Below are 13,289 nucleotides of genomic sequence, written 5' to 3'. Positions count from 1 at the left end.
CCGACACCCGCACGAGCACTCAGGCCAACGGCCGCGGCTGCGTCAACTCGTCGTACACACTGAGCACCTGTGCGACGGTCTCGTCCTCGGTCGGCCAGGTGGCGGCCTGCCGCGCACCCAGCTCCCTGAGCACCGCACACCGCGCGGGATCACCGAGCAGCCGTACGACCGCCTCGGCGAGTGCGCCCGGGTCATCACGCGGCACCAGCTCGGCCGCGTCCCCCACCAGTTCCCGCACGCCTCCGGCCACCGCCGCGACCAGCGGCACGCGCGCGTGGAGCGCTTCCTGCGCCAGCACCGACCGGGAGTTCCCGGCCCCGGGCAGCAGCGCCAGATCGGCGGCGGCGACCAGCTCGCTCACGTCGTCCCGCAGACCCAGCAGCCGCACCGGCAGCCCCTCGTCCTCGATCCGCCGCTGCAGCGCGGGCCGCAGCGGCCCCTCCCCGACGATGACGACCAGCGGCACGGGGTCCAGCCGGCACCACGGATGCGCGGCGTCCAGCAGCACGTCGTACCCCTGGAATCGGTCGAGGGAGCCGACGGCCATCAGCAACGGTCGCTCGATCGCGCCGAGTTCGGCCCGCACCTTGGCCCGCACCCGGTCGCCGTCGTCCGCCGCCCGGGCCGGGCGCGACCCGGGCAGGGTCACCGCGGCCAGCCGGGCGTCCCGCGCACCCGTGCGCCGGGCCCGGTCCACCAGGTCCGACGACGCCCCGAGCACCACCGAGGCCGTCTTCGCCACCCGCCGCTCCAGCAGGCGCAGCAGATGCGCGCGGGCGCCGTCGGCGTGCGCCCGGTTGTGCCAGGTGACGACGAGCGGCGTGCGCCGGCCGCTGAGCGCCAGAACGGCCCGGAAGGAGGCGTGCAGCCCGTGCGCGTGCACCAGGTCCGCGTCCGTGCAGGCCGCCCGCAGGGCCGCCACCGACCCGGGGTCGCTGCTGCGGGGCACGGCGACATGGTCGGCTCCGGCGCCCGTGAAGTCGTAGGCGTGATCGGCCTCGGAGGGGGCGCACACCGTCACCCGCACGCCCCGCGCGACGAGCCCCGCGGCCAGTGAGCGCACATGTGCGCTACTGCCGGCGTTGCCACCGCCCAGCACCTGCACGGTGCGCAGCGGCGACTGACCGGCTGGCGAGGGGCTGCTCACGTGGCTCACGCGGCCGGGGCTCCTGGTTCGGCGTGGGACGGTCACGAAGAAACGTACAGAAGGACCGGCGGCGCGGCGGGGCGCGCGGGGTTCCTCCACGTACACGTACTGCCTACGCCTCAAGGATGCCAGGACGTACGGGTGTTCCGGGACGCCAAGGGCCCGGGCACCCGGCGGACTGGCCCTACCCGTCACCCACACGAGTGACGTTGTGCGGTTACGTACGAAGAGCGCACACGACACCCCGAGCGCCCCCGCACCACTCCCGCGCCACCCAAACGAGCCCTGCCCGCGCCGCACGACCCGGACCAGCCCGGACCGCGCCTCCCCGGATCAGGCTCGCCCGAGCCGCCGGCCCGCCCATCCGCGCCGGCACCCCCGGAGGGCCGGCCGCGTCAGCCGTCCGATCGAGCCGTCGCCAGCAGTTCCTCCGCGTGTGCGCGGGCCGTCTCCGAGTCCTCCTGTCCGGCGAGCATCCGGGACAACTCCCGGATCCGCTCCTCCCCTTCGAGGACCTTCACGCCGGACCGGGTCACCGACCCGTCGTTGGTCTTCTCGACCAGCAGCTGCCGGTCGGCGAAGGCGGCCACCTGCGGAAGGTGGGTGACGACGACGACCTGCGCGGTCTTCGCGAGCTTCGCCAGCCGCCGCCCGATCTCGACGGCCGCCTTGCCGCCGACACCGGCGTCCACCTCGTCGAAGAGGTATGTCGGCACCGGGTCCGTCCCCGCGAAGACGACCTCCACGGCCAGCATCACGCGCGACAGCTCACCGCCGGACGCCCCCTTGGCGATCGGCCGGGGCGGCGCGCCCGGGTGCGGGGCGAGCAGCAGTTCGACCTCGTCGACGCCCGACGGCCCGTACGCCACCGTCCGCCCGCCTACCTCGACGCCGTCCGGGTCCTCGGTCTGCCGGATCGCGAAGGACACGCGCGCGTGCGGCATCGCCAGCGAGGCCAGCTCGGCGGTGACGGCAGCCGCGAACCGCTCGGCGGCCTCGCCGCGCGCCTCGGTCAGCGCCTGCGCCAGCCCGCCCAGTTCGACCCGCAGCGCGTCCCGTTCGACGGTCAGCTCGTCGAGCCGCTCGTCGTCGGAGTCCAGCTCGGTGAGGCGCGCGGCACTCCGCTCCGCCCACGCCAGCACCGCGGCGATGTCCTCGCCGTACTTGCGCGTCAGCCCGTTGAGCACGGCCCGCCGCTCCTCCACGGCCGCCAGCCGCAGCGGGTCGGCGTCCAGGTCGTCGGCGTACCCCGCCAGCTCGCCCGCGACATCGCCGAGCAGGATCCCGATCTCCCCGATGCGGTCGGCGAGGGCGGCCAGCGCCGGATCGTGCGACCGCACGGCCTCCAGGGCCCGCTGGGCGCCCGCCACCAGGGTGGCCGCGTCGATGCCCTCGGGGTCCTCGGGATCGCCCGCCAGAGCGCCGTGTGCGGCCTTCGCGGCGGACGACAGCGCCTCGGCGTGCCCGAGCCGCTCGGCTTCCTCCGCCAGCTCCACGTCCTCGCCGGCCCGCGGCTCGACCGCGGCGATCTCGTCGAGGCCGTAGCGCAGCATGTCGGCTTCCTGCGCCCGCTCACGCGCGCGCGTGGTGATCTCCTCCAGCTCGGCGGAGACGGCCCGCAGCCGCCGGTACGCCTCGGCGTACTTGGCGAGCGGCACGGCGACCGCGTCACCGGCGTACCGGTCGAGCGCCTGCCGCTGCCGGGTCAGCTTGAGCAGCCCCTGCTGGTCGGTCTGTCCGTGCACGGCCACCAGTTCGTCGGCCAGCTCGGCGAGCACGCCCACGGGCACGGACCGCCCGCCGACATGCGCCCGCGACCGTCCCTCGGCCGAAACGGTACGGCTGATCAGCAGCGCCCCGTCGTCGAGCTCTGCCCCGGCCTCCTCGGCCCGGACCACGACGGGGTCGTCCGCGGGCACGCTGATCCGCCCCTCGACGACCGCCTTCCCGGCCCCGATCCGCACCAGCGCGGGATCGGCCCGCCCACCCAGCAGCAACCCGAGGCTGGTGACCACCATGGTCTTGCCCGCACCCGTCTCACCCGTGACGGCGGTGAAGCCGGGCGACAGCTCGACGACAGCGTCGTCGATGACTCCGAGCGACCGTATCCGCATCTCTTCCAGCACGGTGAAGACCATACGAGGTCCGGCCAACCGAGTGCGAGGTGCCCTTGTCACCCGGCCGAGGGAAGCACCGCCAAGGGCGCCGCCAGCAGTGCCGTGAGGAGCGCCGCTAGTGAGGCGCCCCCCGCCACCCGGAGACCGGCAGCGCGAACTTCGCCACCAGCCGGTCCGTGAACGAAGCGTGATGAAGCCGCGCAAGCCGCACCGGCACAGCCCCCCGCCGCACCTCGACCCTGGCCCCCGGCGGCAACTCCACGGTCCGCCGCCCGTCACACCACAGCACACCCGGATGAATGTGCGGCAGCACCTCCACCGCGAGCACGGAATCGGGCGAGGTCACCAACGGCTTCGCGAACAACGCGTGCGCGCTGATCGGCACCATCAACAACGCCTCGACCTCGGGCCACACCACAGGCCCCCCGGCCGAGAACGCATAGGCCGTCGACCCGGTGGGCGTCGACAGGACGATCCCGTCGCACCCGAACCCCGTCACCGGCCGCCCATCGATCTCCAGCACCACTTCGAGCAGTTTCTCGGCGCCCGCCTTCTGCACGGCCGCCTCGTTGAGCGCCCAGTCCGTGTGCACGATGTCCCCGTTCCGGTGAACGACGACATCGACGGTCATCCGCTCCTCGACCTCGTACGCCCGGGACACCACCCGGTCCACGACCTTGTCGAGATCGTCCCGCTCGGCCTCCGCGAGGAAGCCGACCCGCCCGAGGTTGACCCCGAGCATCGGCACCCCGGAGGCCCGCGCGAACTCCGCCCCCCGCAGCAGCGTCCCGTCCCCGCCGAGCACGATCAGCAGCTCGCACCCGTCGAGGCACTGCGGAGTCGCCTCCTTGACGAGCTCGACCTCGTCCGGCAGCGGCAGGTCGGCCGCCTCGTACTCCAGGACCCGCACCCCGATCCCGGATCGCAGCAGCCCTTTCACCACCAGCTCGGCACTGCGGATGGCGGCGGGCCGACCCGTGTGGGCGAGCAGGAAAACAGTACGACCTAGGTTCTGTGTCAACGCGGCCCCTCCGCCACTGCACGGTCGACATCGGCCGGGTCCAGTTCCGGTGCCCCGGCTCGAAGCCACAGAAAGTACTCGACGTTCCCGGACGGCCCGGGCAGCGGACTGGCGGTGACCCCCTTCACCCCGAGGCCCAGCTCCCACGCCTTCTCGGCCACACCCCGCACGGCCTCGGCCCGCAGCTGCGGGCTGCGTACCACGCCCCCGCTGCCCAGCCGTTCCTTGCCCACCTCGAACTGCGGCTTGACCATCATCACCAGGTCGGCGTCCGGCTTGGTGCACCGCGCCAGGGCGGGCAGCACCAGTCCGAGCGGGATGAAGGACAAGTCGCCCACGACAAGATCCACAGGCTCCCCATCGATCGCTTCAAGCGTCAACTCGCGTACGTTCGTACGGTCCTTGACGGTGACGCGTTCATCGCTCTGCAGAGACCAGGCGAGTTGTCCGTATCCGACGTCCACGGCGACCACGTGCGCGGCCCCCGCCCGCAGCAGCACATCGGTGAACCCCCCGGTGGACGCCCCGGCGTCCAGCGCCCGCCGCCCCTGGACGACCAGCCCCTGCGGCACGAACGCCTTCAGCGCCCCGGCGAGCTTGTGCCCGCCGCGCGACACGTAGTCGGGATCGCTCTCGTCGGCCGATACGACGATGGCGGCAGCGGTCTCCACCTGAGTGGCCGGCTTGGTCGCGAGGGTCTTGCCGACGGTGACCCGCCCGGCGGCGATCAGCTGGCTGGCGTGCTCACGCGAGCGCGCGAGCTTGCGGCGCACCAGCTCCGCGTCCAGACGACGACGTGCGACTCCTGCCACGTTCGGTTCAGCTCCTACTGCCATGCGACGAATCAAAAGGTGCGACCCGAAGGGTCTCATTGAGGGGTGGTGGTCGGGTGACGGGTGGGCACCGGAGGTCCCGGGCGGGCGTCGAGCGCGGTGAGCGCGTCGCGCAGCCCCCGGTGTACATCCTCGTACACCTCGACGTGTCCGTCCGTGGCGAGGTGGTCGGCGTCGGCCAGCCGCGCCAGCTGCGCGTCGACCTCGGCGTTGCCGGTCGGGGCGCGGGGGACGTCCAGCGGGGCCGGGGCCGAGGGGTCGGTCTCGGGCTCCGGCACCTCGGGGACGTCCGTCTCCGGAACCGTGTCGCTCATGCCCCGACGCTACCTCGAACCGCTGCGGTACCGTCGCTCACGATGGCGACGATCGAGGAGTGCCGCACCGCACTCGAGAAACTCTCCCGGAACATGCGGGGTGCCGAGGGCGACGCCCGCGCGGCCGCGGCCCTGGAGCGCACGGTGACCTGCCGCATCACCGACCTGGACGTGACGTTCGTGGGCCGGATGACCGGGGGCGGGATCGAGGTCGACGACGTCCTGACGGGCCCGCCCCAGGAGAAGGCCCAGATCAGGCTGGCCATGACCGGCGACGACCTGGTCGCCCTGGTCGACGGAGAGCTGCACTTCGCCAAGGCGTGGGGCTCGGGCCGGGTGAGCGTGCACGCGGGCCTGCGCGACCTTTTCGTCCTCAGGAAGCTGCTGTAGAAGCTGCTGCGGCCGTCACGCGGCGCCCGTGGCCGCCGTCGCACGCGCGCGTGCCGTGCGCGCCGCGGGCACCACGAGCGGCGTCCCGGTCTCCGGGTCGTCGATGACCTGGCACCGCAGGTTGAAGACCTCCTCGACCAGCCCGGCGGTGACGATGTCGTTCGGCGCGCCCTGCGCGATGACCTCGCCGCCCTTCAGCGCGATCAGGTGGGTGGCGTACCGGGCCGCGTGGTTGAGGTCGTGCAGCACGGCCACCAGCGTCCGCCCCTGCTCCTCGTGCAGCTCGGCGCACAGGTCCAGGACGTCGATCTGGTGCTGGATGTCCAGGTACGTCGTCGGCTCGTCGAGCAGCAGCAGCGGGGTCTGCTGGGCCAGCGCCATGGCGATCCACACGCGCTGGCGCTGACCGCCGGACAGCTCGTCGACGTACCGGTCGGCCAGCTCGGCGACGCCGGTATGCGCCATCGACTCCTGGACGACCCGCTCGTCCTCGGTCGACCACTGCCGCAGGAGGCCCTGGTGCGGGTAACGCCCCCGGCCGACGAGGTCGGCGACGGTGATGCCGTCGGGCGCGATGGACGACTGCGGCAGCAGGCCCAGCGTGCGGGCCACCTTCTTCGCCGGCATCGACTGGATGACCTGCCCGTCGAGCAGCACCCGGCCCTGGCTGGGCTTCAGCATCCGCGACAGCGCCCGCAGCAGCGTCGACTTGCCGCACGCGTTCGGGCCGACGATCACGGTGAAGGAGTTGTCCGGGATCTCCACCGACAACTGCTCGGCGATGACCCTCTGGTCGTAGGAGAGGGTGACGTTCTCGGCGGACAGGCGGTTCACGGTGCTCCTTCGGGTTTCCTGGTTCGCGGGGGCGCCCACGGCCGGCGCACTCACGCCCTGCGCGTTGGCGGGGGCGCTCATATCCGCCCCGCCTTGCGCTCGGTGACCAGCAGCCACAGCAGATAGACGCCGCCGAGCACGCCGGTGACCACGCCCACCGGCAGTTGTCCGTCGCCGAAGAGCCGCTGCGCGGCCCAGTCGGCGGTGACCAGCAGCGCGGCGCCCATGCAGAGGGCCGGTACGAGATTGGGGCCCGGGGAGCGGGTCAGGCGGCGGGCGAGCTGCGGCGCGGTGAGCGCCACGAAGCTGACGGGGCCGGCGGCGGCGGTCGCGGTCGCCGTGAGCAGGACGGCGCAGACCATCAGCAGCATCCGCACCCGCTCCACCCGCACGCCCAGCGCGTGGGAGACGTCGTCGCCCATCTCCATCATCCGCAGCCCGCGCGCGTTGCCGAGGACGAGCGGGACGAGCAGGCAGAACAGGGCGAGCAGCGGCCAGACCTGCTTCCAGTCACGGCCGTCCAGGGACCCGGTCATCCACACCACCGCACGGGCCGCGTCGACGAGGTCGGCCTTGGTGATCAGATAGCCGTTGACGGCGGTCGCGATCGCCATGACGCCGATACCGACCAGGACCAGCCGGTAGCCGTGCACGCCCTGCTTCCAGGCGAGCAGGTAGATAGCCGCGCCGGTCACCAGGCCACCGACGAGCGCGCCCACGGTGACCGCGCCGGCGCTCCCGGAGAACAGCACGATGACGACGAGCGCGCCGGCGGTCGCGCCCTGTCCGAGCCCGAGCACGTCCGGGCTGCCCAGCGGATTGCGGGTGATGGCCTGGAACAGCGCGCCGCCGAGCCCCAGCGAGGCGCCGACCAGCAGCCCGACGAGGACGCGCGGCAGCCGCAGTTCGTTGACGATGAACTCCTGGCCCGGACTGCCCTCCCCCAGCAGTGTCTTGACGACATCGCCGGCCGGGATCGGGTAGTCGCCGGTACCGATCAGCACCACGCTCGCGGCGAACGCGGCCACCAGCAGTACGAGGACGACGGCGAGGGCCCGCACGTCCAGCCGCACGGAGAGCCCGCCCGGGGTGCGCAGCGCACGCACGGTACGCGCCGTACGCGGCGCCGCCTCGCTGGTCTTCGTCGCGGTCTTCACAGTCTCGGTCTTCACAGTCTCGGTCTTCACAGCTGGGCCGTCCTCCGCCGTCGTACGAGATAGATGAAGACCGGGCCGCCGATGATCGCGGTGATGATGCCCGCCTGCACCTCCGACGGGCGGGCGATCACTCGGCCGATGACATCGGCACCCAGCAGCAGCACGGGCGACAGCACGGCGGCGTACGGCAGGATCCAGCGCAGGTCGGGACCGGTGAAGGAGCGCACGATGTGCGGCACCATCAGCCCGACGAACGCGATCGGCCCGCAGGCGGCGGTCGCCGCCCCGCACAGCACGGTGGCGGCGAGCATGGACAGCGCCCGGGTCCGGTTGAGGTTGGCGCCGAGGGCCTTGGCGGTGTCGTCGCCCATCTCCATGGCGTTCAGCGGCCGGGCCAGCCCGAGCGCGAGGACCGTGCCGACCACGAGGAACGGCAGCACCTGCTGGATCGTTTCGTCGGTCGCGGACGACAGCGAACCCACCGTCCAGAACCGCATCTTGGCGAGCGCCGCCTCATCCATGATCATCACGGCCTGGAGATAGCCGTAGAGCGCGGCGCTGATCGCGGTGCCGGCGAGCGCCAACCGCACCGGTGTCGCACCCCGGCTGCCACCGAGGAACCACACCAGCGCCCCCACGGCGGCCGCACCGAGGAACGCGAACCACACATACCCGCGCAGACTCGTGACGCCGAAGAAGGTGAGAGCGGTGACGACCGCCGCCGAGGCACCGGCGTTGATGCCGAGCAGCCCCGGATCGGCCAACGGGTTGCGCGTGAGCGCCTGCAACACACCCCCGGCCAGCCCCAGCGCCGCCCCGGCCAGCAACCCGAGCACGGTCCGCGACAGCCGCTCCCCCACGACAACATCGCCATAGGTACCCGAGTCCTCGAACAACCCGTGCCAGACCTCAGCGACGGACAGCTCCTTGGCCCCGACAGCGATACTCACCACCGCGACCACCGCGAGAATCCCCACGGCAACGAGCAACCCGACGGCACGTACGGCCCGCCGGTCAGACGACGCGGCAACTACCTCCGCGCGCTGTTCAGGATCACTCTCAACCAACACGCAGTTAGGTTAGCCTACCCTCCCAACTTCTCCTTCGCCTCAAACCCCCAGCCGCGCCAACGCCTTCCCCCCGTCCAGCTCACACGCCCCCTCCCCCGCCACGGACCAGGCCGCCGCACACAACGCCCGCAACCCATCCACCGCATCACCCTCCCCCTCCAACTCCAACCGCTCCGCCCCAGCCGTCGCCGTCCACCCCCCGCACCGGAAACCCCCACCCGACACCAGGACCTCCGGCTGCCCCGCCAGCAACCCCCGCAGATCCCGATCCACATACGTCGGCCGGTGCTCCACCGGCGCCGCGAGCAACTGCGCCCCGTCCGTCACCCCGGTCAACACCAGCAGCGAGTCGACCCCACCGTTGAACGCCCCCTCGATGTCCGTGTCCAACCGATCCCCGACCACCAACGGCCGCTTCGCACCGGTACGCAGAATCGTCTCCCGATGCATAGGAGGCAACGGCTTCCCCGCAACCTGCGGCTCCGCCCCGGTCGCGATCCGCACCACCGCCACCGCCGCCCCGTTCCCCGGCGCGATCCCCCGCCCGCTCGGAATCGTCAGATCGGTGTTGGACGCGAACCACGGCACCCCACGCGCAATGGCGTACGACGCCTCCGCGAACCGCCCCCACGGCAGCTCCGGCCCGCCATACCCCTGCACCACGGCCGCCGGATCGTCGTCCGCCGACTCGACGGGCACCAGCCCCCGTTCCCTCAGCGCGACCCGCAGCCCCTCCCCACCGATCACCAGCACCCGCGCCCCGGCAGGCACCTGCTCGGCGATCAACCGGGCGACCGCCTGCGCCGAGGTGATGACATCCTCCGCACCCGTCGGTATCCCCAGCTCGGTCAGATGCGCGGCCACGGCATCAGGAGTCCGCAAGGCGTTGTTGGTGACATACGCCAGCCGCATCCCACCCGCCCGGGCCACGGCCAGCGACTCGACGGCGTGCACGATCGCGCTCCCGCCCGCGTACACCACACCGTCCAGATCGAGCAGCGCCGTGTCGTACGCCTCACTCAGGGCCTGCTCACAGCCCTCCGGCCTGCTCCTGACGCCCTGGCCCATTCCGCATCGCTCCTCGTTCGCTCGCTTTCCCCCGATCATCGCGCATACCACTGACACACGTACGATGCCCTGATGAACACTGCAGGTGGCTCGGAAGCAATGGCGCCCCGAGGCATGGAACTCACCCCGTTCCGGGGCCTGCGCTACGACCCCGACCGGGTCGGCAGCCTGGCCGCCGTCACCTCCCCGCCGTACGACGTCGTCGTCCGCCCCGACGGCCTGCACGAGCTGCAGGACGCGGACCCGTACAACATCGTCCGCCTCATCCTCCCCCAGGCCGGCACGCCCAGCGCCGGCCGGGAACAGGCCGCCGACACCCTGCGCCGCTGGCTCGGCGAGGGCATCCTCACCGCCGACCCCGAACCCGCCCTGTACGTCTACGAGCAGCGGCACTCCGACGGCATGCTCCAGCGGGGTGTCATCGGCGCCCTGCGCGTCTCCGACCCCGCCGAGGGCATCGTCCTGCCCCACGAGGACGTCATGCCACACGTCGTCGCCGAGCGCGCCGCCCTCATGCGGGCCACCTACGCCAACCTCGAACCCCTGCTCCTGACCTACCGGGGCAACGGCGCGGCGGCCGACGTCGTGGACCGCGCCGCACAACGCACCCCCCTCCTCTCCACGACCACCAGCGACGGCTACTGCCACCGCCTCTGGTCGATCACCGACCCCACCGACCTGGCCGCCGTACAGACGGACCTCTCCCACCACCAGGCCCTGATCGCCGACGGCCACCACCGCTGGGCCACGTACCGCCGGCTGCGCGCGGAGCACACCTCCCCCAGCCCTTGGGACCACGGCCTGGTCCTCCTGGTGGACACCGCCCGCTACCCGCTGCGCGTCCGCGCCATCCACCGCCTCCTGCACGGCCTGCCGGTCAGCGACGCCCTGGCCGCCGTAGCCGACCTGTTCCGCGTACGCCACCTGGCCACATCTCTCCCGGAGGCCCTTGCGGCCCTGGCGGAAGCGGCCTGCGAGGGCAACGCGTTCCTCCTGGCCGGTGACGGCGCCTTCCACCTCATCGACCACCCCGACCAGGCCGTCCTGGCCCGCACGATCCCCACCGACCGCCCGGCGGCCTGGCGCACCCTCGACGCGACGGTCCTGCACGCCACGCTCCTCGACCACGTCTGGCACATCCCCGAGGACGACCCCACCCGCATCGCCTACATACACGACACCGCCGCCACGGTCGCCAAGGCGGAACACGACGGCGGTACGGCCGTCCTGATGCACCCCGTCCGCGAGGAGGTCGTCCGCGACCTGGCCCGCCAGGGAGTCACCATGCCCCGCAAGTCGACGTCCTTCGGCCCCAAGCCGGCATCGGGCCTGGTCCTGCGCACACTGGACCTCTAGAAAGCCGAAGGGGCGGAACCCCCACCAGGGAGGTCCCGCCCCTTCACCGACGACACGCAGACGATCAGTCCTCGTCCGTCACATCGTCCTTCTTCTCACCCTCGCCCGCGGTGTTCCCGACCTCGCCCTCGTCGAGGGCGTCGACGAACTCCACACCGTCCAGCTCGGCCAGCCGGTCGGAGGCGTCCGTGCTGCCGTCCCGGTCGGCCTCCACAGCCTTGGCGAACCACTCCCGCGCCTCATCACTGCGCCCCGCGGCCAGCAGCGCGTCGGCGTACGCGTACCGCAGCCGCGCGGTCCACGGCTGTACGGCGTTGGAGGCCAGCTCGGGGCTCTGCAGCGTCACGATGGCCGCGTCCAGCTGCCCCATGTCACGCCGGGCCCCGGCCGCCACGAGCCGCATCTCGACCTGGCCTGCCTTGTCGAGCTTGTTCACGTCGGGCGCCCCGGCCATGTCCAGCGCCTTCTCCGGCCGCCCGAGCCCACGCTCACAGTCGGCCATGACCGGCCACAGCTCGACGGATCCGGTCATCCGCCGCGCGGCCCGGAACTCGGCCAGCGCCTCGGCGTACTTCTGGTTGGCGTACGCGGCGAACCCGGCCGCCTCCCGAACGGCGGCGACACGGGAGGCCAGCCGCAGGGCCACCCTGGAGTAGCCGTAGGCGCCCTCGGGGTCCTCGTCGATGAGCCGCGCGACCATCACCAGGTTCTTGGCGACGTCCTCCGCCAGGGTCTTCGGCAGGCTCTGCAGCTCCTGCCGTACGTCCTTGTCGATCTCGTCGCCACTGACGTCCTCGGGGATCGGCAGCCGCTTGATCGGCTCGCGGTCCCGGTCCCGGTCCCGGTCGTCACGGAACCGGCCACCACCACGCCGGTCGTCCCCGGGCCGCCCCCGGAAGCCCCCCGGTCGCCCACCGCGGTCGTCCCGCCGGGGCCCACGCCCACCACGCTCGTCGCGCCCACGGAACCCACCGCGCTCGCCGTCACGACGGTCGTCGCGCCGGTCGTCACGCCGGTCGTCACGCCGGTCGAAGTCACGACGGTCGTCACGCCGGTCGTCCCGGCGGAACCCACCACGGTCGTCCCGACGGAAGTCCCGCCGGTCATCGCGGCGATCGTCCCGGCGGTCATCACGCCGAGGGAAGTCGCGCCGGTCGTCACGCCTGTCGTCACGCCTGTCGTCACGACGGTCGTCCCGGCGCTCATCACGCCGGTAGGACGGGCGGTCGCCCCTGTCGCCGCGGTCACCACGGTCATCGCGTCGGAACCCACGGTCGTCACGACGCCCGTATCCGCCACGGTCGCCCTCACGCCGGTCATCGCGCCGGAAGCCACCGCGGTCCCCGTCGCGCCGTGCGAAGTCCCGGCGGTCGTCACGCCTGTCGTCACGACGGTCGTCACGACGGTCGTCCCGGCGCTCATCACGCCGGTAGGACGGGCGGTCGCCCCTGTCCCCACGGTCGTCACGACGGAACCCGCGGTCGGAGCCTCGATCGCGGTCGTCCCGCCGGCGGAATCCACCCCGGTCACCGCCATCGCGCCGGTCGTCCCGACGGAAACCGCCCCGATCCCGGTCACGGTCACGGTCACCGTCACGACGGCCGAAGCCGCCCCGATCTCCGTCACGCCGGTCATCGCGGCGATCGTCCCGCCTGTCGTCGCGGCGGTCGTCGCGGCGGAACCCGCCACGGTCGTTGTCACGGCGGAAGCCGCCACGTTCCCTGCGGTCGCCACGGTCCCCACTGTCCCGTCGCCGCTGGTCGCGCTCCGGCCGCTCGCCGGGAGAGTTGGTGGACATGGTGACTCCTGTCTTCGGTACCGCAAGCATTGTAAAAAGAAAAGGACCCCTGGTCCCAGCTGAACGCTGGGACCAGGGGTCCTCCAAAGATTGTTCGGCGGCGTCCTACTCTCCCACAGGGTCCCCCCTGCAGTACCATCGGCGCTGTGAGGCTTAGCTTCCGGGTTCGGAATGTAACCGGGCG

General features: G+C 72.5%; 12 protein-coding genes and 1 rRNA gene. 2 read left to right on the top strand and 11 right to left on the bottom strand.

Annotation, left to right across the window (positions count from 1 at the left end):
- Nucleotides 1–19: 19 nt before the first annotated feature.
- The 5 genes from ACH5AC_RS17455 to ACH5AC_RS17435 form a co-directional block, all read right to left on the bottom strand.
- On the bottom strand, nucleotides 20–1,156 hold the full coding sequence (locus ACH5AC_RS17455) for a glycosyltransferase family 4 protein (protein ID WP_398862721.1): 1,137 nt from the start codon (nucleotides 1,154–1,156) through the stop codon (nucleotides 20–22).
- 386 nt (nucleotides 1,157–1,542) lie between these two features.
- Nucleotides 1,543–3,285, bottom strand: coding sequence for a DNA repair protein RecN (gene recN / locus ACH5AC_RS17450; RefSeq protein ID WP_398862719.1), 1,743 nt, complete (start codon nucleotides 3,283–3,285; stop codon nucleotides 1,543–1,545).
- 94 nt (nucleotides 3,286–3,379) lie between these two features.
- Entirely contained in the window at nucleotides 3,380–4,285 is a 906-nt protein-coding gene (locus tag ACH5AC_RS17445; RefSeq protein WP_398862718.1) for an NAD kinase, read from the bottom strand.
- Nucleotides 4,282–5,097: a TlyA family RNA methyltransferase gene (locus ACH5AC_RS17440; RefSeq protein WP_398862717.1), complete on the bottom strand. Its 816-nt coding sequence runs from the start codon at nucleotides 5,095–5,097 to the stop codon at nucleotides 4,282–4,284. The genes ACH5AC_RS17445 and ACH5AC_RS17440 overlap by 4 nt, the downstream gene beginning before the upstream one ends.
- A gap of 56 nt (nucleotides 5,098–5,153) precedes the next feature.
- Nucleotides 5,154–5,432, bottom strand: coding sequence for a hypothetical protein (locus ACH5AC_RS17435; RefSeq protein WP_398862716.1), 279 nt, complete (start codon nucleotides 5,430–5,432; stop codon nucleotides 5,154–5,156).
- A gap of 42 nt (nucleotides 5,433–5,474) precedes the next feature.
- Here ACH5AC_RS17435 and ACH5AC_RS17430 point away from each other — a divergent pair, with 42 nt between their 5' ends.
- Nucleotides 5,475–5,822 carry an SCP2 sterol-binding domain-containing protein gene (locus ACH5AC_RS17430; RefSeq protein ID WP_398862714.1) on the top strand — a complete coding sequence of 116 codons (348 nt, stop codon included), beginning with the start codon at nucleotides 5,475–5,477 and terminating at the stop codon, nucleotides 5,820–5,822.
- Nucleotides 5,823–5,837: 15 nt separating this feature from the next.
- Here ACH5AC_RS17430 and ACH5AC_RS17425 read toward each other — a convergent pair whose 3' ends face one another.
- The 4 genes from ACH5AC_RS17425 to ACH5AC_RS17410 are packed head-to-tail and all read right to left on the bottom strand — an operon-like array spanning nucleotide 5,838 to nucleotide 9,951.
- Nucleotides 5,838–6,737 carry an ABC transporter ATP-binding protein gene (locus tag ACH5AC_RS17425; RefSeq protein WP_398862713.1) on the bottom strand — a complete coding sequence of 300 codons (900 nt, stop codon included), beginning with the start codon at nucleotides 6,735–6,737 and terminating at the stop codon, nucleotides 5,838–5,840.
- Entirely contained in the window at nucleotides 6,734–7,813 is a 1,080-nt protein-coding gene (locus ACH5AC_RS17420) for a FecCD family ABC transporter permease (RefSeq protein ID WP_398863130.1), read from the bottom strand. Before ACH5AC_RS17420 ends, ACH5AC_RS17425 begins: the two co-directional genes overlap by 4 nt.
- Nucleotides 7,814–7,839: 26 nt before the next feature.
- On the bottom strand, nucleotides 7,840–8,883 hold the full coding sequence (locus ACH5AC_RS17415) for a FecCD family ABC transporter permease (protein WP_398862712.1): 1,044 nt from the start codon (nucleotides 8,881–8,883) through the stop codon (nucleotides 7,840–7,842).
- Between the two features lie 39 nt (nucleotides 8,884–8,922).
- Nucleotides 8,923–9,951 (bottom strand): HAD hydrolase-like protein, encoded by a 1,029-nt coding sequence (locus tag ACH5AC_RS17410; RefSeq protein ID WP_398862711.1) that lies wholly within the window; start codon nucleotides 9,949–9,951, stop codon nucleotides 8,923–8,925.
- A gap of 72 nt (nucleotides 9,952–10,023) precedes the next feature.
- Between ACH5AC_RS17410 and ACH5AC_RS17405 the strand changes: the two genes are divergently transcribed.
- Nucleotides 10,024–11,307, top strand: coding sequence for a DUF1015 family protein (locus ACH5AC_RS17405; protein WP_398862710.1), 1,284 nt, complete (start codon nucleotides 10,024–10,026; stop codon nucleotides 11,305–11,307).
- Between the two features lie 64 nt (nucleotides 11,308–11,371).
- Here ACH5AC_RS17405 and ACH5AC_RS17400 read toward each other — a convergent pair whose 3' ends face one another.
- Nucleotides 11,372–12,115 carry a tetratricopeptide repeat protein gene (locus ACH5AC_RS17400; protein ID WP_398863129.1) on the bottom strand — a complete coding sequence of 248 codons (744 nt, stop codon included), beginning with the start codon at nucleotides 12,113–12,115 and terminating at the stop codon, nucleotides 11,372–11,374.
- 1,082 nt (nucleotides 12,116–13,197) lie between these two features.
- Nucleotides 13,198–13,289 (bottom strand): 5S ribosomal RNA (gene rrf / locus ACH5AC_RS17395); the annotation flags it as partial.

The organism is Streptomyces sp. NPDC018693 (genome assembly GCF_044391385.1).
Taxonomy (GTDB): Bacteria; Actinomycetota; Actinomycetes; order Streptomycetales; family Streptomycetaceae; genus Streptomyces.
This window is presented reverse-complemented; position numbering and strand designations above follow the sequence as displayed.

Coding starts and splice junctions, on each gene's coding strand:
- ACH5AC_RS17435 (WP_398862716.1), bottom strand. CDS start 5,432: ATGAGCGACACGGTTCCGGAGACGGACGTCCCCGAGGTGCCGGAGCCC.
- ACH5AC_RS17410 (WP_398862711.1), bottom strand. CDS start 9,951: ATGGGCCAGGGCGTCAGGAGCAGGCCGGAGGGCTGTGAGCAGGCCCTG.
- ACH5AC_RS17405 (WP_398862710.1), top strand. CDS start 10,024: ATGAACACTGCAGGTGGCTCGGAAGCAATGGCGCCCCGAGGCATGGAA.
- ACH5AC_RS17430 (WP_398862714.1), top strand. CDS start 5,475: ATGGCGACGATCGAGGAGTGCCGCACCGCACTCGAGAAACTCTCCCGG.
- ACH5AC_RS17425 (WP_398862713.1), bottom strand. CDS start 6,737: ATGAGCGCCCCCGCCAACGCGCAGGGCGTGAGTGCGCCGGCCGTGGGC.
- recN (WP_398862719.1), bottom strand. CDS start 3,285: ATGGTCTTCACCGTGCTGGAAGAGATGCGGATACGGTCGCTCGGAGTC.